The organism is Oceanobacillus massiliensis str. N'diop (assembly GCF_000285495.1).
In the GTDB taxonomy this organism is placed as follows: Bacteria; Bacillota; Bacilli; order Bacillales; family Amphibacillaceae; genus Oceanobacillus; species Oceanobacillus massiliensis.
Genome location: NZ_HE610979.1, coordinates 255,364 through 273,030, shown reverse-complemented (window position 1 = coordinate 273,030; position 17,667 = coordinate 255,364). Strand labels below are relative to the sequence as shown.

Genomic DNA, 17,667 nt, shown 5'->3' with positions numbered 1-17,667 from the left:
TGTGTCATACCTTACCCAAAAGGTGCATGACTACCGCATTCAAAAGATACAGCACACGGAACTGTTTGCGAGAGAAACACTTTCGGTTATCTTGTTTTTTTGGATTATAGACATTAGTATTAATGTTAGTATACGTGGCGGGTTGATTTAGTCTAATACATATTGTTTTAAAAAGAACGAAGGGGTGGATAGGTTGAATAAAAAATTCAAATTCCTGTTGTATAGTTCAGCTCTGCTTTTGATGGTTTTTGTTTTAATAGGGTGTCAAAAATCGGAGAGCGATGAAACGGCTGAGAATCCATCAGTTGTGGATGAAGATGAAAATGAAAATGGAGACTTGGAAGAAGATACATCGGCGTCTACAACGGACACAGAGAACGCAGAGGATGAGATGTCTAGTAGTGATTCGTCAAACGAACCAGAAAACGATGAATCCAATAAGGACTCCTTAGAAAGTGAGGATGAATCTACAGATAAAGATGTTGATTTATCGAAATACTCCTCCGAAGAAATTGAATATGCAAGAATCTGGCACCAACTAGGTCCAAATCCGGACATAGATAAATTGTATGTTATAGAGAAGTCTGCTGGTACGCCGCTTAATCCTAAGCACGAAGACGTAAGTGCTGTCTATCCTGAAGATGTAATTATGCTGAAGGGTACCCGCATAGTAGATGGAGCTGTTACTTACAGCGGGAATGGGGATGGTACCATCAATGTTTATAAAGTACCTGTACGTTGGAATGAGAGGCTGGATGGTGAAGATAATAAAGATGAGATAAAAGAATCCACGGAACGTATTGCCAAAGAGACAGAGAAAGTGGAAATTGAAGCATTTACCAATGAAAAAATCATTGAGTACATTGAAAAAATTGAACTGGATTGATAAAAAAAGTGGCGTTGTGCACTGAACCCTGTCAAGTAGACAACTAAAAAAAGAGTAACTTATGCTGCGGCTTTTTCCTGATATTCTATCGGGGAAAGGCCGTTTTGTTTTTCCTGTAATCGTTCGGTATTGTAAAAATGAATGTATTTTGTAATCATTTGTTTAGCTTGCTCACAGTGCTAAAGCAAGTACTATCACTTTTTGAAGAAGCGGATTTCAGTTATCAGACGGAACTGCCTAACTACTTAAAGGAGGAAGAAGTTGAGAAATTAATAAATGAAGACGATATGGTTCTTATCCAGTACAATAAGCAGGTTATTGGCTTAGTGGAATTTGAAGTCATTATGGACGCTGCTGGACATTATAAACTGTATTACCGACTGTCCAACACTATTGATAAGGAATTAAATGTATCAATTCTAGGTGAAATCATCGACAGCTTCACAATGAGAAATCATGTTGTCAAGCTAACTGCACATTGCTTCGGAGATGATGATATCTATCAAGATATCTTCCGGAAGTCTGGTTTCGAACCAGAAGGACAACTTGAATCAATGTTGGAGTCTGATGAGAAAAAACCTGCTCTTGTTTATTACCATAAGGCGATCGATGAAGGGCATGTACATAACGAAGCTGAGATTGTACAAACAGAGCAGCCAAATCGTTTTGGTGAATAAATTCTAAGTGAAAGAGGGTCATAATGGGAATGATAGAAACGCCTGAAAAAACAGGGATGTTAGTAGGGTATCGCGCAAAACTCACAAATCTCTCTTAAAATGGAATTGGGTTTTGAATGAGCTGATTTATTTTAATCCAGATTATCCTTTTTATTATCTTAAAAAATTAGATTGGGAAATTTAGAGCTTATTAAAAGGACCGGATTTAAAAAAGTGGGGCATATTCCGAATGAATAATACTTTCATAATCAAAGAATCGATAGGGAAGTCTGGGTTATTCTAAAAGCAGAGTACGGGTTTAGGATTAGCAATCCATAAGAAACAGCCCAAGTAGAATTATGCTAAAATTAAGTCAGCCATTGTTAGAAGGGGGAAACTAATGCATACAATTATTGCAGAAGAATACCGAGGGGGATATTTGGAAAACAGGCATGAAGGTGCTATTTGTATATTGGATGGGAATAAACAGGTCATTTATTCAAAGGGAGAGACAGAGAATACTCCTGTTTTCTACCGATCAGCCATGAAGCCAATCCAAGCAATCCCCGTATTTGATACCGATATTGAAAGAAAGTATAACCTTACCAGTGATGAAATGGCTTTATTCTGTGCATCACAGCGTGGAGAAAGCTATCATCAGAAAAGCTTAAGTTCATTGATACAGAAATTAGGACTGCAAGAGGAATCCCTCATTTGCGGGAAAAGCTATCCATTGAACGAACAACCTAAAATTGACTATATCTGTGCAGGCAAAAAGAAACGAAAATTAATGCATAACTGTTCCGGCAAGCACCTTGGCTTTTTGGCTTATGCAAGAGAGAAAGGTCTAAAAACAGATGATTACGGGGAAGTGGGTCATCCTCTTCAAGAGCGTATCAGAGAAGAGGTTGAGCGATTAAGTGAATACCCAAAAGAAAAGATGGCTGTAGGCAAGGATGGCTGTGGAGTGCCTGTTTACGGGGTCCCGCTAAGGAACATGGCTCTATCCTATCTGAAGTTTGTAAATCCGGAGCTGGTCCCAGATATGAACAAAAGAGACATCTTAAACCGTATATCCAATACCATGCAGGCAAATCCGGAAATAGTGGCGTCTCATGACTTTATCTGCACTGTATTATTAAAAGATAATAACATTATTGCAAAAGGCGGCGCACAAGGGGTATACTGCTTGGCTTTAAAAGAAGAGAAAATCAGTATCGCGTTGAAGGTGTTTAGTGGTACAGAATTGCTTTGGCCATTGATTGTCGCCGAAATTCTAGAAAAAATCAACTATCGAAACCAAAAAACAATTGAAAGTCTTTACCAATTGCGATCCTCAATAATATGTAGTGATGCAGGAGAAGCAGTCGGGGAAACAAAAGTATTTCTGTAGGAGATTATATATATTAAAAAAACCTTCTGGAAGCTCGTATGTTACTATTTACATTGGATGCTGTAAACCAATTGTTGAAAATGGAGAAGGTAAAGAGCGTTTTCCATGACAAAATGGATTCACATTGGAATGAAAATACTTTAAGATTTTTTCCTTATTCTGATGGAGAGCATCGGGGCCCGATACATAATGGTATAACCAGAGAGGAGATTAAGAATGATTGAATGTATAGCAGAAAATGAAAAAGATGTAATAGCTGCTGAAGAGATCGGAGCATCGAGGATAGAGCTAGTATCGGCAATTCAATTAGGTGGTTTGACTCCCTCGTATGGAACAATCAAAAAAACGATAGAAGCGGTACAGATTCCAGTACAAATCATGATTAGACCTCACAGCTACGGTTTTATATATAACACACAAGAAAAGGAAGCTATGAAGGAAGATATCGCCTCATTATATGATATGGGACATTACCGAATTGTGATAGGTGCGCTTGAACAGAATAAAAAAATAGATACAGATTTTCTTGATGATATATTCAGGGAGTTTCCTAATCTGGATGTGACGTTTCATCGTGCGTTTGATGAAGTGGAAGATCAACTGGAGGGATATCGAACACTCATGGCTTATCGCAATAATATTAAGAGAGTATTAACTTCTGGCGGGGCAGATACTTGTATGGCGGGCATCGAATCCCTTCGCAACTTAGTTCAATTACAACGTGAGCTAAATGGTCCGCACATCCTGCCGGGGAGTGGTGTGAAACTAGAAAATATAAAAGAGCTGCATCAGGCATTGCAAGTGGATGAATACCATTTCGGAAGTGGAGTCAGAAAGCACCAGTCATTTGAAGAAGGATATGATAAAGAGGTAATTGAATCAATTAAGAGTATCCTATCCGATTGCTAGGTCCAAGCTTTCCCTCTTTTATTTTTGAGTAGGGTAAACTGAATATTACGATACTGCGAATGAGGAGGGAATAATTAGTATGTATAAACATATAATTTGGGATTTTGATGGCACTCTATTTGATACTTATCCCGTGATGGCGAACGTATTCAAAGAGTGTCTGCAAGTTAATGGAATAGAAGAACCGTTAGAGAATATCGAGAAGCGGATGAGGGTTTCTTCAGGCTATGCTCTTCAATACTATGAGGAGAAGTATGATATTAACGCAGATTTTATAGCAGGTTTCAAGAAAAAGAAAAGAGAGATAGAATTAGAATCTGCCAAACCATATAAAGGGATTTTAGATATTTGTGAATTCATTCATTCCACAGGTAGATATAATTATTTATTTACCCATCGAGGGGAGTCGTCCATCGAACTGCTAAAAAAATATGATTTGTATCGTTATTTCTCCGATTTTATAACTTCGAAGCAAAGATTTGAAAGGAAACCAAGTCCTGCCGCCATTAAATACATTATTCAAAAACATACTATCAAGCCATCAGAGGCTATCATGATTGGCGATAGAGATTTAGATTTATTATCAGGCAAAAGTGCGGGAATAAGTGCTTGCTATTTTGCCGAAAAGAATGAGCCAAATAATAATTCTGATTACATAATTAATGACTTCCAGAAATTATATTCAATTGTTTAATGCCTCAAAAATGAATTAGGAAAGACTATACAGTATTGAACAATATCTGATTTATAGCTAATAGGGAGGAGTAAAGAAGGTTATGCCTTGACGACTCCCTATTATTTATCATTTAATCCTGCATACACAAACCTTCTATTTCTGCCTAAGCCTGTTTTAAATGAATTTTAGAACTGGATATTTTGGAAAAGCGAAATGGTTAGTATTAGTGTTGATAAGGAACCCGCAGACATTAAAGTTATCATTTTTTTCCTATTCTTTTCTTTTGAAGGTTTTACAATCTCCCGAGACACCATAATCCATATAACCATAGAAGCTATAGCTACTATCGTAATAACATCTGTAGACATATTTCATACCTCCTTATTTGATACTTTTCTGAACGATACTAAACATGATTTTGTTATACCTTATGTACGAATTAAGGGAATTAAAGTTTCACAATTGAGCAATTAAAGGTGAGGAGAAGCACCGCAGTTTTATAAAAGGATAAATTTCCCACGATGCTTTATAATAAATGATACAACTAGAGGAGGTTAAAGGATGAAAGCAGTCATTATTGATCAATATGGAGGAAGAAAACAATTAAAAGAAAGAGAAATAGAGCGGCCGTCTATCACAGATGATCAAGTATTGGTTGAAATTCATGCTACTTCGATAAATCCAATTGATTGGAAACTGCGGGAGGGGCATTTGCAAGAGATGCTTCCATTTGAATTTCCAATTATTCTGGGTTGGGATGCAGCAGGCATAATCACGGAAACAGGTAAGAATGTCTCTGAATTCAAGGTTGGTGACAGGGTATTTGCACGTCCGGCGACAACAAGGCAAGGTACTTACGCAGAATTTGTCCCGGTTGATCAAAACCTGCTTGCGAAAATGCCTGAAAATATGGGATTTGAAGAAGCTGCATCGATTCCTTTGGCAGGATTAACCGCATGGCAGTGCCTGGTTGATTTTTGCAAAATCAAAAAAGGTGATAAAGTACTGATTCACGCTGGAGCAGGCGGAGTGGGAACCTTCGCTATCCAGATCGCAAAGTATTTTGGTGCATATGTTGCCACGACTGCCAGTGAAGAAAATGAAGAGACACTAAAATCCCTTGGTGCTGACCAGGTTATCCATTATAAAACGGAAGCTTTTGAAACTGTAGTTCGGGACTTTGATATTGTCCTGGATTCAATTGGTGGGGAAGTTCAAGCAAAAAGCTTCCAAGTACTAAAGGAAAATGGAAGACTTGTTTCCATTGCACAGCCACCTTCTGAAGAAAACCTGGAAAGATATAAGGTAAAAGCTGGATTCTTATGGCTGGAGCCAAAGGGAGAGCAATTGCAGGAATTGGCAGACATATATAATCAAGGGAAATTAAAGCCCGTTATTGGGAAAGTCTTCCCTTTTAGTGAAAGCTCTCTTCAGGAAGCACATGCCTTAAGTGAAACCCATCATGCTCATGGCAAAATAGTTATTCGTATGAAATAGGCAAATTTCGTTATCCGGTTTTCGCCTATTTGATAGCACCGACAATATCACAAAGAATTTATTAGGAGCCTATATGCTATTTTAGCTTGAGGATGCTTTTAAAAGTATTTATTGACTTTTAAAAGCATCCTTTTTAGCATGCAATTTCAAAGATTTTCCTGTATTTATGGGGGCTTGCGCTAGCCCGAGAACAGCGGATAGAGAAGTGATCCATAAACAAATATCTAATAAATCGTAATGATTACTGTTTACAAATCGTAATCATTTCGATATGATGATGAATGTTAAATAAATAATATTGTATAGGAGGAGAGAAAATGAGAATTACCAAAGCATTCATCGTTTTATTTGTAATGGGGTTTATTATTGCAGGATGTTCACCATCGACCAAAGGTTCCAGTCAAGCAGCGGAAGGAAGTACGGATGAAAAACTATCTTTATATACAACCATTTATCCGTTACAGTTTGCTGCTGAAAGAATTGGCGGAGAAACAGTCAATGTGGAAACCGTATATCCGCCAGGCGGGGATGCACATACATACGAACCTACTTCAAAAGATATGACTGCAATCGCAGAAAGTGACGCATTTATTTATTTGGGAGCAGGAATGGAAGCTTTTGCTGAAAGTGCTGCTGATGCACTTGCATCCCAGGATGTAAAATTGTTAGAAATTGGAAAGCGCGAGGAACTTTTCCACGACTATAAAGAAGCGCATGACCATGAAGGTGAAGAGGCCTATGAACATGAAGGCGAAGAAGCAGAAAACCATGAATCTATTAAAATAGAAGGACTATCCGATCATTATCATAGTGATGATGCTGTTCAACTAACAGCAGTCCTAAGTGAGGAAACTACTCATGAACACTGGCACTGGTATACATTGGAACCGAATGAAACAGAATGGGAGACAGTTCCAGATCAAGGTACCAATCACTATGAAGGCCAAGCCGATACATCAGGTCAGCAGATAAAAGCCACCCTTTTTGACGATGACCATAATATAATTGCTGAGTCGGAAGCGGTAGAAATAATAGTTGAGGACCATGGTGAAGAAGAACATGCGGAGCACGAGGCGGATGACCATGGAGAACATTCCCATGATGGACATAATCATGGTGATCAAGATCCACATATTTGGCTAGATCCAATCCGTATGATTGAAGTTGCGGAAATTGTTAAAGAGGAGCTTATCGAGCTGAATCCTGATGAAGAAGCTACGTACAATGAAAACTTCAAATCATTGGAAGCAGAGTTAACCGCATTAGATGAACGTTTCTCAGAAGTATTGGAAGCAAAAGAAAACAAGCATATTCTTGTTGCACACGCAGCGTTTGGTTACTGGGAAGAACGTTATGGCATAAAACAGATAGCGATTAGCGGATTATCTTCAAGCAGTGAACCTTCGCAAAAAGAACTGGTCGAAGTCATTGATCTAGCGGAGGAGTATAACCTGGATTATATTCTGTATGAACAAAATACTACAAATCGCGTATCCGACATCATTCAGGAGCAAATTGGTGCTGAAGCCCTGACCATTCATAATTTATCTGTGCTAACAGATGAGGATATCGATAATCATGAAGACTATCTTTCTCTAATGGATTACAATCTGGAGGTTCTTGATAAAGCAACGAAATAACAGGTTATATACTGCTTTCAAGATAGTCTATTGGGTGCAGGGAGAATAATTTCATTGCCTGTCTCCTCTGATTAGGTCGTCCAGGAAATAATCATTCTGGCAATATAATCATAATCAAGAACAGAAATTTATTACCAATTTGCAGCAGGGTATCAGGAAACATAAAAGATAACCATGTTTTTAAGGACGCAATTATGGGTCAAAATAATTGCGTCCTTTTTATTATTTTGACATTTGTTCTATCAAATGTTTTGTCAGTAACCGAACGGAAAGCCATATCCGTAGCTATAAGGATTACCGTAAGCCCCATAACCCCCGTAACCATAAGAAGGATAACCATAGCCTGGTGGTCCATACCCATAGCCATATCCATGCGGAGTGATTAAAGCACCAGCCAATAGACCGCCAGCAATCCCCCCAAGTAACGGCCAAGCAAATCCATAACCCCCGTGCGGTCTGCGCATGTCATCAGGATAAACGAATTGATCATTTTGCATATATATATAATTAGGTTCCATTCCGTAATACCTCCAGTTAAAGCATAATTTATGAAGGCGGCTAATACACAACAGCCATTGTTTCCAACCCAGCTTTTCACTTTTATCTTTGGCGCATACTGGATGCTGTGTTTAAGTCCTCCATTAATTCATGTTATGTATGGATATCAACCTATGTATGGGGCACTGACCTATTTTAGAAGGAATTCAACACAATCGGTAATGAAGAGTGTGGTATGGAAAGAATATGTCAATTTAGGGGACTCAAAGCTGTCCCTCCATTTTCCCGTATTAATTTTTCATTACCAATTCAATCAATCATAGTTTACTATTATAGTATCGTTATTTTAATATATGGTGAAAAGCGGGGTATTCATATGAATAAAAATACCAGATACATTTACTTTGATTGTATATCTACGAATAATTGGAATATCTACATTGCTGCAACAGATGATGGGCTTTGTTTCGTTGGCTCGGCGAATCAGGGATTGGAAGAAGTCGAGCAGTGGATGCGTAAACACAGGCATGTAGCTGAATTGATAGAAGATACGGACAAACTTTCGATATATAAGCTGCAGCTGGAGCAATATTTAAAAGGAGAACGCGAGCGATTTGATTTGCCTATCGATATAGCGGGTACACCATTCCAAAGGGAAGTATGGAATGAATTAAAAGAGATTCCTTATGGGCACACGGCAACCTACTCAGAAATAGCTGAGAAGATTGACAGACCATCTTCTGTTCGGGCTGTTGCGACAGCTATCGGTTCTAATGCGGTGATGATCGTTATTCCTTGTCACCGGGTCATCAGCAAAAACGGCAAAATGGCAGGTTACCGGGGAGGTATATCGATGAAAAGCAGTTTGCTCGAACTCGAACAATCATCAAAATGAGAGTGCAATCTTCTATACTATTCTCTAGAAGTTAAGCCTGCATCTGCCCTGCTTTAATCCTCCTTTTTGATTGGCCAAAAGAGAACACGTTTAGAATGTGCGTAATGAAAAATAGGATTTCCAATCACCGCTTCTGCAGGTAGAAATGGCATCATTTCCTGCTTCTCAATCGTTACCTCAACATCCATAACCTCCCATTGCAGATGATGGATGCCAACACGGTATAATTGCTTGCCGCGATGGGACCACATGAAATATCTTTCCAGCAGCCAGTAACTTAAACTGTGTTTTTTCGGTTGAGCAGGAGCAGAGAGGGGGCGATAGGAACCTTTAAACACGGCTTTTGAACTTCCTCGTCTTCTAGAATTATAATGATAAGTACTTCCCATTCTTTTCATGCTCATCTTTGCATAAAAATAGGGAATCGTCCCGACTCGTGCTCCTAGAACAGCAGAAAGCATATTGGCATCCAGACTGAAAAAGTAAATGCCGGGAAGCCCGTTTTTTATTACATACGTTCGGACGTTCAGCTCCAGATAGGAATTCATGAACGGAACTGGCGGCACTTTTCGAAGCCGCATATTATTTACTTTAAACGGGATGATGGTTATCCAGGCTTTATCATTATAGGTATCCAGCTCAAGACCTTCAGGAATTAGAGATTTCATGATATTTTTGGAAACAGGGAGATGCATGAACAATAAGTGATCCCATCTTTGGGTCATCAGCCAAGGACCGGCTGGTAATGGATGGTCACGATGCTCGATACGGTTAAGAATATCTTTATACATGTCTCTCCCTCCTTAGCTTTATTTCTACTCTTATTATAACGAAGGTCCAGGTTATCATACCTGGACCTTTATGTTGCTTATGAGATTTTCTTAAATGGTTGCTGTTATTTCTGCTTTGATTTGGAAACATTTTCCCTCTGAGGGCTAATATCCAAATCGGGATCTTTCTTCTTCTGATTCTGTTCGGGTGAATCTTGATTATGCTCGTCTTTCTTCTTATTCTTATCATCAGACATCCACAACACCCCCAATTTAAAATTATAATTGTTTTATATAGGTAAATATCCGTTTTTAGCCGATAACAAACATTTAATTCCATATGTTTTAAACCATTTGCCATGGGTATATACATATTAGTTCCGCGGAAGTTAACGATAGTAACTGGAAGGAGACAAGATAAGAGCAGAATGAATCAAAGGCAGGAAATTGTAACTTAAGCAAAGGGTACTAAAATCTTGTTTAATGGAAGGTGATACAATGTTCATTCACAAAAAAGAACTTCAGTTTCATGCTAAACCAGAAAAGCCGGATCCCGTCTTTGCGAAAAAATTACAGGAAATCCTCGGCGGACAGTATGGTGAAATGTCCGTTGCGATGCAATATATGTTTCAGGGCTGGAATACAAGAGGAAATGAAAAATATAAAGATTTAATCCTGGATACGGGTGCAGAAGAGATCGGCCATGTGGAGATGATCGCCACAATGATTGCAAGGCTGCTTGATAAAGCCCCTGTACAGGAACAGGAGGCAGCAGCCAAAGATCCAGCAGTTGAAGCGATTATGGGTGATATGAATCCACATCATGCTATCGTTTCAGGACTTGGCGCCATGCCGGAAAATAGTGTCGGTGTACCATGGAGTGCCGGCTACGTTGTGGCTAGTGGGAACCTGCTGGCAGACTTCCGCGCTAATCTGAATGCTGAATCACAAGGAAGGCTGCAGGTTGCCAGACTTTACGAGATGACCGATGATCCAGGTGTGAAGGAAATGCTCTCATTCCTGTTGGCTCGCGATACGATGCATCAAAACCAGTGGCTGGCAGCAATTAAAGAATTGGAAGAAGTTGAAGGTGTTATTGCTCCATCCTCGGTTCCGAAAGAATGGGAAGCAACTGAATTCTCTCATCAATTGATCAACTTCTCAGAAGGCAATGACAGTGAGAAGATGTCTTGGATTGGACAAGAGGCACCAGATGGAATTGGAACGTTTGATATGTTAGCAAGCCATCTGCATACGCGGAAAAACCGGTATTGAATCCCGCACCTCCGCATATGCACAGCACACCTCCATTGGATCCTAAATAAGAGGAATCAATTGTTTGCCTCTTGCCTTATGGAATTACAAAAGAAGAGCTTAAGTATGACAACCATAAAAGGGATTGCCCAAATATATCGGGCAATCCCTTTTATGATATTTATCGGAGAATTTATTCATCCAATTGGACAATAAACCCATGTTCTTCGGACCACTCGGCGTAAAAGATGTGTTCTATGTCGTGGTAGCCTAATTTAGCAAGCTCCTGGATTAACCAGGTCTTATCTTTTCCAATATTTTTGAGTACATGGTTTTCAATTTTGCCTTCATCAATCAATAAGTGTGAGAAGGATGAAGGAGCGGGTTCGATATTCAGCATGCCGGCAGTCGCAGCCGAAGAAGATTCTGTTTTCATAATACTTAATTGTCCGCCCGGTTCAAGAATTGCGTATTTTACTTCGTTCACCGAAAATACCCCCTGTTGCCGAAGAAGTGTTCGTAGCTGTTCAGCTTCCAGTTTGTTTTTCTTGATCTCTTTTATATCGAATGTTCCATTCTTTATAATAATGGATGGCTCTCCTTTCAATACGGGTCTCAGTTTTTCGAATTTCCGTACAAGCATTTCCAGGACCAGGACTAAGACTGCCCATAATGCGATGGCATAAAGAACTTCCCAGACAGTTACGAGGTCATCATAAACCGATTCCTCAAGCAGCCCTCCGAGAACCAATAGGTAGATAAAGTCAATTGGGGTTATCTGTGATAATTCCTTCTTTCCAAGTAAGCGGACAACGACAAGCAATGCCAACAGTCCCAGAACTATTTTGATCGTTATGGAAGTCTCCATTTATTTTCCTCCTTCTCTATGTTCTTCTAGTTACCCGTAATCCGCATCTTCGAATCACTGAGGATAACCGATAGTTTTATTTCCTTTGGCAAGGGGAATATTTTAACAAGACATTCTAGAAGAGGAGGAAGCGGTTATGTTCCAGTTTTTACCTAGCAGGGAACCTTCAACGATTGCAGTGCAGGTTAGAGGGAAAGTAACGAAAGAAGATGCCGAGAACCTTGAACAATATGTAAAAAAGGAATTTGGTGACGATACCCCGTTCAATATTCTTGCCATCTTTTTGGATGTTGGCGGTACTACCTTCCAAGGAATAACAGAGGGAAGTAAATTTGATGCGAAGCGATGGGGGCAATTCAGGAAATTCGCCGTTGTCAGCGATAAGAATCTGATGAAAGTTTCTGCAAAACTTGGTGATTATTTACCGGGTATTACGGTAGAATACTTTGAGGTGGATCAAGTGGAGGAGGCCTGGAACTGGATTAAAGAATAATAGGTTTTCTTTCTTCATGAGATGGTATATTAGATGGTATATAGAGTAATAGAGGTGAGTAAGATGCATTCCCTGGAAAAATGTAGACCCATCAATAAATATGGTTTAATTAATCTGCCGAAAAAGTGGAGATCAGAACTTGGCTTTGATTGTGGAGAATTGGTCGAAATCCGTTTGCAGAAAAGGGAAATCTGGATAAGTCACCTACAAAATGACACAGAGAATCAGCGTTATATTTCGCCGCATGGTACGGTAGCAATACCAGCAGAGTTTCGAAAAATACTGAATATAAACATGGATACGGAGCTATGCTTATATGTGGAGCCGGAAGAGAAAGCTTTTGTCTTGACGCCTGCGTAACAGGCACGAATATGGAAAAAACAAAGTCCCGCACGGTTTACATCCAGTGCGGGACTTTGTTTGAATTGCTATTCTTCTGATGCATTGCCTTCTGTTGGAATGGGGTGTTTCTGCAGCATTTCAGCAAAGTGAATCAAATTATGACTTGCCATCTGCGCATTCGATAGGGTGAATTCATTTTTATATCCTTTTGCTTCGATATAGGAAGGTCCTGGTCCGGCATCACCGACCCAATATGCAATCGGATTTGGCGGAATGGCAAATCCGAGCTGCGCAAGCCCGAATATCAAATCACCTGCTGCATTTTTCGCACCGTCTTCATTTCCGGTGACTACTGCTCCGGCTGCTTTATTATAAAAAATAGGCTGGCCCTTTTCATTGGTTTCGCTGCTGGAACCGTTTAAGCGTTCCAATACTTTTTTGGAAATACTGCTTTTTTCACCGAGCCATACTGGTGATGCGAGGATTACTATATCTGAATGCTTAATCTTATCCAGGATCTTCGGCCATTCATCACCATCCCCCATATCCGCACTGATTCCATAAGCAACCTGATAATCGGCTACTCGAATCACTTCTGATTTCATGTGCTTGCTGTCAAACACTTGAATAAATTCTTTCAGCAGTGCATCCGTATTTGATGGTTCACTGGATTTCTTTAACGAACAATTCAGTATTACGGCTTTTAGATTTTTCATAAGAACACTCCCTTTAAACGCTTCTATATAATGTCACTACCCTTAATTTCACAAAAATATGCATGGCGCATCACATCCAGATTCGTCTGTATAAAAATTCCCTGACTTGGGAAAGTAAAGAAAGAATCTATCGTATTTAAGGGGGATATGACTTATGGCAAGATCTCTTTTCAATCGAATGAAGCGGAAGAAACAGAGCAATCAATCCCCGGAAGAAACGGAATTCACCACGGAAATCTCCAAAAATATCGATAAAAACTTAAAAAATATGAAGCAAATGCTTGGTGGACCGGGTGACTTGATCGAGCGTGAAATACTGATTGGTGGCATTGAAACAAGAGCAGCGATTATTTATATAAAAGGAATATCGGATGAGAATTTGATTAACAATAATATTTTAAAAGCAATTCAGCTCAATCTAAAGCAATTTGATACGAATGTACTCGATAAAATATATAAGGAAGTATTGGCCGTAACAGATGTTAAGAAAGCAAAGACGATGGATGATGTCTCCTTTGCTGTTTTAAATGGAAATACGGCATTTTATCTGGATGGAACGGACACTGTTTTACTGTTGGGGACAACCGGCGGGGAGACCCGTTCGATTGAACAGCCGGATTCTGAAACATTAATTCGTGGACCGAGGGATGGATTTGTAGAAAATATCGTGACAAATATGGCCTTGCTGCGACGTGATATAAGAGATCCTAACTTGCGGTTTAAAACATATGAAGCAGGAAAACGTTCCAAACAGAAATTGGTTGTGAGTTATATAGAGGGAATAGCTAATCCAGAGATTGTTGAGGAATTAAATCGTAGACTTAAAACGGTAGATATCGATTATCTCACCGATTCGGCTTCGATTGAGCAATGGATAGAGGATAGCTTTTTATCCCCTTTCCCGCAATTGCTGACCACAGAACGTCCTGATAAAGTATCCTTTGACTTAGTACAGGGCAAGGTCGCAATTTTGGTTGATGGGACACCATTTACCCTCATCGCTCCTATTTCCATTGGCGATGCAATGCATTCCATGGAAGATTATAACCAGCGCTGGTTTACGGCATCGCTACTAAGATTGCTGCGTTTTTTTTCTGCCTTTATTGCTATCTTTTTGCCAGCGCTCTATATTGCACTCGTATCGTATCACCCGGCCATGATACCAAGCACGCTTGCATTTTCAATCGCTGCCTCAAGAGAAGGGGTGCCTTTTCCTGGCGCGATTGAAGCGATTTTGATGGCCGTCACTTTTGAGATTTTACAGGAAGCGGGAATCCGACTGCCTAGGGTCATTGGACAAACAATTGGTATTGTTGGAGGTCTGGTTATCGGGGAGGCGGCAGTTAATGCTGGTATAGTAAGCCCAATTATGGTCATTGTCACAGCCTTGACAGCCATTGCAGGTTTCAGTATTCCATCCTATAGCTTTGCCCTTACCTTTCGGGCTTTGCGATTTGGCATCATGCTGGCCGCATCCATTTTTGGATTGTATGGTATCATCCTTGCTTATATTATGATCAGCATTCATATTGTCAATTTAAAAAGCGTTGGTATACCATATTCAACGCCATTTGCTCCTTTGTTTCTTGCGGAATGGAGAGATCTCGTGATTCGTGCACCAATAACCAAGTTAACGGAGCGCCCGGAATACCTTAAACCTGAGGACAAAAAGGCGATAGATACGAAGCAAGGACAAAGGAAGGAACAATCATGAGTACGTTCAAATACGGTGATGAAAAGATCAATACCAGGGATATTCTGATTGCTGTTCCGTCGATTGTGATTGCGGTAGGAATTCTACCCTTCCCGAGGATTCTTGCAGAAAAAACGGTCACCGCGGACGGATGGTTAGCGATTGTTATTTCCGGATTACTCGCAATCATGCTTACCTGGATCACTGCAAAACTGGCTTCCAACTTTCCGCATCAGTCTTTTTTCACCTATGCATCGTCATTGGTTACAAGACCAGCTGCTGCTATTCTCACTTTTTTATTCGCGCTGCAGGGAGTTTTGCTGACATCGTTTGAGGTAAGTGCCATTACCGATATATCCCATCAATACTTATTTGAAAGAACACCATTTGAAATTGTTGCGCTAATTTTTTTACTGGTTGTAGTCCAAGCTGTTGCTGGTTCTAGGGTTGGGATTTTTCGTTTAAATTCCATGTTTTTGCCGATCATTCTGGTAGCAACGGCTATACTGGTATTCTTCTCGATTGGTTATGTAGAAGTGGAAAATATCCTGCCTCTTTTTAAAACCGACATGCATGGATATATGCAAGGCACCATACAAAGCAGTCTGTCATATACAGGAATCAGTGTTTTATTGTTTTATATATCGTTGGTTCAACACCCGAAAAAGGCTCCTGGAAGGGCAGCCCTCGGAATGGGTGGTGTCGTTATCTTGTATGTCATCATCTATTTAACCTGTATAGCGGTTTTTGGAAATGACGCAACTGCCAACATACGTTTCCCTTTGATTGAGCTGGCTAAAACGGTAGAAATACCTGGTGGTTTCTTTGAGCGTCTGGAATCGATATTCTTTGTCATTTGGATTATAGCCATCTTTACGACAACTGCTATGGCCTATGATGTTGCAGTGTTTGCATTAAATTCCCTATTTCCGAAGATAAATAAAAAAAGCATTGTTTTTATATTATCACCAGTGATATACCTGATGGCTATCACGCCACAAACCTTTACAGAACTTGGGGCTTTCGGAAACTTGGTCAGTTATCTTAGCTGGGGATTGAACATATCTGTGGTCACCCTCTTTTGGGTAATCTATAAATTTAAAGGAGTGAAGAATAAGTGAAAATGAAAAGATTATTATGTATGTTTTTCACACTAGCTTTGCTCCTCGTTATACTGAGCGCGTGCTGGGATGAGGTTGAACTTGAAGAAAGAGGATTTATTGTTGGGATTGCTGTTGACATGGAAGAAGAACAGGATGGAAAAGCAATCTTTGAAATGACGAATCAATTAGTTGTCCCTGCTGGTCTGAACTCGACAACACAGGGAGGTGAAGGGAAAGGGTTTCGTAACTTAAGCCAAACCGGTGAAAGTATATTTGAGACCAATTCCGCTATTTCGAGACAGGCAAGCCGTAAATTGGATGCAGGCCATTTGGAATTGATTGTCCTATCTCAGGAGGTTGCGGAACAGGAAAAGTTATTTGCAGATATTCTTGATGTATTTACGCGTCATCCCAATATGCGCAGAGGGATCCTTCTTGCAATTTCTGCTGATAAGGCAAGCGATATTCTTTATGTTGAACCTGAGCACGTAAAACTTCCTGCAGAATACGTTGGTCAGCTTTTGGAGAATAGAGACAATTTACTGACAACAGAACAGGTTCGAATAGGAGATGTGCAGGAAAACCTCTTACAGAATAGTTGCTTTGTCATCCCCCTCATTGAAGTGTTGAATAAGGAAACAGTTAACTATAAGGGGATAGCCGTCTTCAATGGGGAATCGGGCCAAATGGTTGGTACCCTGGAAGGAAAAGAAGCGGAAGGACGGAATTTCATATTGGGGCAGGATCAGGAAGGAAGCCTCAGTATGGAGGTGGGGGATGACCAAATGGCATTTGCTATTTTAAATGGTGACAGCAAAATAACAATCAAAAATGAGAATAAAGAAAACATGCAATTTCAAGTGGATATCGAAGTGGAGTCCCGAATAGCTGAATATGGCGGTGCAAAAGATATTTATAAGTATCAGTCTGAATTTGAAAAAAAGCTGGAGAACCAGATTAAAGATATTGCAGAAGCTACTGTAAAGAAGGTAAAAGACGAGCTTCAAGTAGATGTACTTAATTTGGGGAATCACCTGAGGATCAAAAACTATGATTTATGGGAGGAAATCAGAAACGATTGGGATTATGGGAAAAACTATTTTTCAATGAGCGATATTGAGATCAATGTAAATGTGAGCCTAAGAGAACCGGGCAATACCAAAAGAGTCGAGGAGAAAGGAGAATATAAATAGATGTGGGATATGATGATGGACAGATTACCGACAAAGCTTGGTTTTCTTTGTCTCTTCCTGGCTTACTTTGTTCCGTATGTAACCTATAAGGTAAACCAAAACCTTCATAAAGATGCGGATCCACCGTGGAAGAAAGAGGAGAGGAACAACGATAAAAGGCAAAATCAGCCCTCAAGTTAGTGTTC

20 protein-coding genes and 2 pseudogenes are annotated in these 17,667 nt (G+C 39.8%); 15 read left to right on the top strand and 7 right to left on the bottom strand.

Translation table 11 applies throughout. From position 1 onward, the window contains the following. Positions 1-193 precede the first annotated feature (193 nt). Positions 194-886, top strand: a complete 693-nt coding sequence (locus OMHG_RS14945; RefSeq protein ID WP_010651707.1) for a hypothetical protein — start codon at positions 194-196, stop codon at positions 884-886. A gap of 59 nt (positions 887-945) precedes the next feature. On the opposite strand, the pseudogene OMHG_RS18045 reads toward OMHG_RS14945, so the two are convergent. Then, positions 946-1,059: pseudogene (locus OMHG_RS18045) on the bottom strand (IS3 family transposase); the annotation flags it as partial. 3 nt (positions 1,060-1,062) lie between these two features. On the opposite strand from OMHG_RS18045, the gene OMHG_RS14940 reads away from it, so the two are divergent. The 4 genes from OMHG_RS14940 to OMHG_RS14920 all read left to right on the top strand — a co-directional run bounded on the left by OMHG_RS14940 (position 1,063) and on the right by OMHG_RS14920 (position 4,538). Continuing rightward, entirely contained in the window at positions 1,063-1,563 is a 501-nt protein-coding gene (locus OMHG_RS14940; protein WP_147629092.1) for a hypothetical protein, read from the top strand. Positions 1,564-1,942: 379 nt separating this feature from the next. Continuing rightward, complete coding sequence (locus tag OMHG_RS14935; protein ID WP_010651704.1) at positions 1,943-2,935, top strand: asparaginase; 993 nt, start codon at positions 1,943-1,945, stop codon at positions 2,933-2,935. A 216-nt stretch (positions 2,936-3,151) separates the two neighbouring features. Beyond that, the gene (locus OMHG_RS14925) at positions 3,152-3,844 is read left to right on the top strand and encodes a copper homeostasis protein CutC (RefSeq protein ID WP_010651702.1); all 693 of its coding nucleotides are present in this window, start codon (positions 3,152-3,154) and stop codon (positions 3,842-3,844) included. Between the two features lie 79 nt (positions 3,845-3,923). After that, a complete protein-coding gene (locus OMHG_RS14920; protein WP_010651701.1) occupies positions 3,924-4,538 on the top strand; it encodes an HAD-IA family hydrolase in 615 nt (204 codons plus the stop codon). 167 nt (positions 4,539-4,705) lie between these two features. On the opposite strand, the gene OMHG_RS14915 is transcribed toward OMHG_RS14920, so the two are convergent. Then, positions 4,706-4,888 carry a hypothetical protein gene (locus tag OMHG_RS14915; protein WP_010651700.1) on the bottom strand — a complete coding sequence of 61 codons (183 nt, stop codon included), beginning with the start codon at positions 4,886-4,888 and terminating at the stop codon, positions 4,706-4,708. A gap of 193 nt (positions 4,889-5,081) precedes the next feature. Here OMHG_RS14915 and OMHG_RS14910 point away from each other — a divergent pair, with 193 nt between their 5' ends. Further along, entirely contained in the window at positions 5,082-6,017 is a 936-nt protein-coding gene (locus OMHG_RS14910) for an NADP-dependent oxidoreductase (protein WP_010651699.1), read from the top strand. Between the two features lie 317 nt (positions 6,018-6,334). Next, positions 6,335-7,657 carry a metal ABC transporter solute-binding protein, Zn/Mn family gene (locus OMHG_RS14905; RefSeq protein ID WP_010651698.1) on the top strand — a complete coding sequence of 441 codons (1,323 nt, stop codon included), beginning with the start codon at positions 6,335-6,337 and terminating at the stop codon, positions 7,655-7,657. Positions 7,658-7,911: 254 nt separating this feature from the next. Here the strand turns inward: OMHG_RS14905 and OMHG_RS14900 are convergent, their stop codons facing one another. After that, complete coding sequence (locus tag OMHG_RS14900) at positions 7,912-8,175, bottom strand: hypothetical protein (RefSeq protein WP_010651697.1); 264 nt, start codon at positions 8,173-8,175, stop codon at positions 7,912-7,914. 356 nt (positions 8,176-8,531) lie between these two features. On the opposite strand from OMHG_RS14900, the gene OMHG_RS14895 reads away from it, so the two are divergent. Then, the gene (locus OMHG_RS14895) at positions 8,532-9,050 is read left to right on the top strand and encodes a methylated-DNA--[protein]-cysteine S-methyltransferase (RefSeq protein WP_010651696.1); all 519 of its coding nucleotides are present in this window, start codon (positions 8,532-8,534) and stop codon (positions 9,048-9,050) included. A 53-nt stretch (positions 9,051-9,103) separates the two neighbouring features. On the opposite strand, the gene OMHG_RS14890 is transcribed toward OMHG_RS14895, so the two are convergent. Together OMHG_RS14890 and OMHG_RS19275 are read right to left on the bottom strand one after the other, a co-directional pair. Beyond that, positions 9,104-9,841, bottom strand: a complete 738-nt coding sequence (locus OMHG_RS14890) for a YqjF family protein (RefSeq protein WP_010651695.1) — start codon at positions 9,839-9,841, stop codon at positions 9,104-9,106. Between the two features lie 104 nt (positions 9,842-9,945). After that, positions 9,946-10,077 carry a hypothetical protein gene (locus OMHG_RS19275; RefSeq protein ID WP_261796353.1) on the bottom strand — a complete coding sequence of 44 codons (132 nt, stop codon included), beginning with the start codon at positions 10,075-10,077 and terminating at the stop codon, positions 9,946-9,948. A gap of 241 nt (positions 10,078-10,318) precedes the next feature. Between OMHG_RS19275 and OMHG_RS14885 the strand changes: the two are divergent. Beyond that, a pseudogene (locus OMHG_RS14885) lies at positions 10,319-11,145 on the top strand (manganese catalase). A gap of 122 nt (positions 11,146-11,267) precedes the next feature. On the opposite strand, the gene OMHG_RS14880 reads toward OMHG_RS14885, so the two are convergent. Beyond that, positions 11,268-11,942 carry a DUF421 domain-containing protein gene (locus OMHG_RS14880; RefSeq protein ID WP_010651693.1) on the bottom strand — a complete coding sequence of 225 codons (675 nt, stop codon included), beginning with the start codon at positions 11,940-11,942 and terminating at the stop codon, positions 11,268-11,270. A 136-nt stretch (positions 11,943-12,078) separates the two neighbouring features. On the opposite strand from OMHG_RS14880, the gene OMHG_RS14875 reads away from it, so the two are divergent. Both OMHG_RS14875 and OMHG_RS14870 read left to right on the top strand, forming a co-directional pair. Next, positions 12,079-12,435: a SpoIIAA family protein gene (locus OMHG_RS14875; protein WP_010651692.1), complete on the top strand. Its 357-nt coding sequence runs from the start codon at positions 12,079-12,081 to the stop codon at positions 12,433-12,435. A gap of 54 nt (positions 12,436-12,489) precedes the next feature. Beyond that, positions 12,490-12,795 carry an AbrB/MazE/SpoVT family DNA-binding domain-containing protein gene (locus tag OMHG_RS14870; protein ID WP_161603069.1) on the top strand — a complete coding sequence of 102 codons (306 nt, stop codon included), beginning with the start codon at positions 12,490-12,492 and terminating at the stop codon, positions 12,793-12,795. A gap of 68 nt (positions 12,796-12,863) precedes the next feature. Here OMHG_RS14870 and OMHG_RS14865 read toward each other — a convergent pair whose 3' ends face one another. After that, entirely contained in the window at positions 12,864-13,493 is a 630-nt protein-coding gene (locus tag OMHG_RS14865) for a flavodoxin family protein (RefSeq protein WP_010651690.1), read from the bottom strand. Between the two features lie 154 nt (positions 13,494-13,647). On the opposite strand from OMHG_RS14865, the gene OMHG_RS14860 reads away from it, so the two are divergent. The 4 genes from OMHG_RS14860 to OMHG_RS14845 are packed head-to-tail and all read left to right on the top strand — an operon-like array spanning position 13,648 to position 17,662. Then, the gene (locus OMHG_RS14860) at positions 13,648-15,207 is read left to right on the top strand and encodes a spore germination protein (protein ID WP_010651689.1); all 1,560 of its coding nucleotides are present in this window, start codon (positions 13,648-13,650) and stop codon (positions 15,205-15,207) included. Further along, positions 15,204-16,307 (top strand): GerAB/ArcD/ProY family transporter, encoded by a 1,104-nt coding sequence (locus OMHG_RS14855; RefSeq protein ID WP_010651688.1) that lies wholly within the window; start codon positions 15,204-15,206, stop codon positions 16,305-16,307. Before OMHG_RS14860 ends, OMHG_RS14855 begins: the two co-directional genes overlap by 4 nt. Before the next feature lie 2 nt (positions 16,308-16,309). Next, complete coding sequence (locus OMHG_RS14850; protein ID WP_237566208.1) at positions 16,310-17,482, top strand: Ger(x)C family spore germination protein; 1,173 nt, start codon at positions 16,310-16,312, stop codon at positions 17,480-17,482. Next, on the top strand, positions 17,483-17,662 hold the full coding sequence (locus OMHG_RS14845) for a hypothetical protein (protein WP_010651686.1): 180 nt from the start codon (positions 17,483-17,485) through the stop codon (positions 17,660-17,662). Positions 17,663-17,667 lie beyond the last annotated feature (5 nt).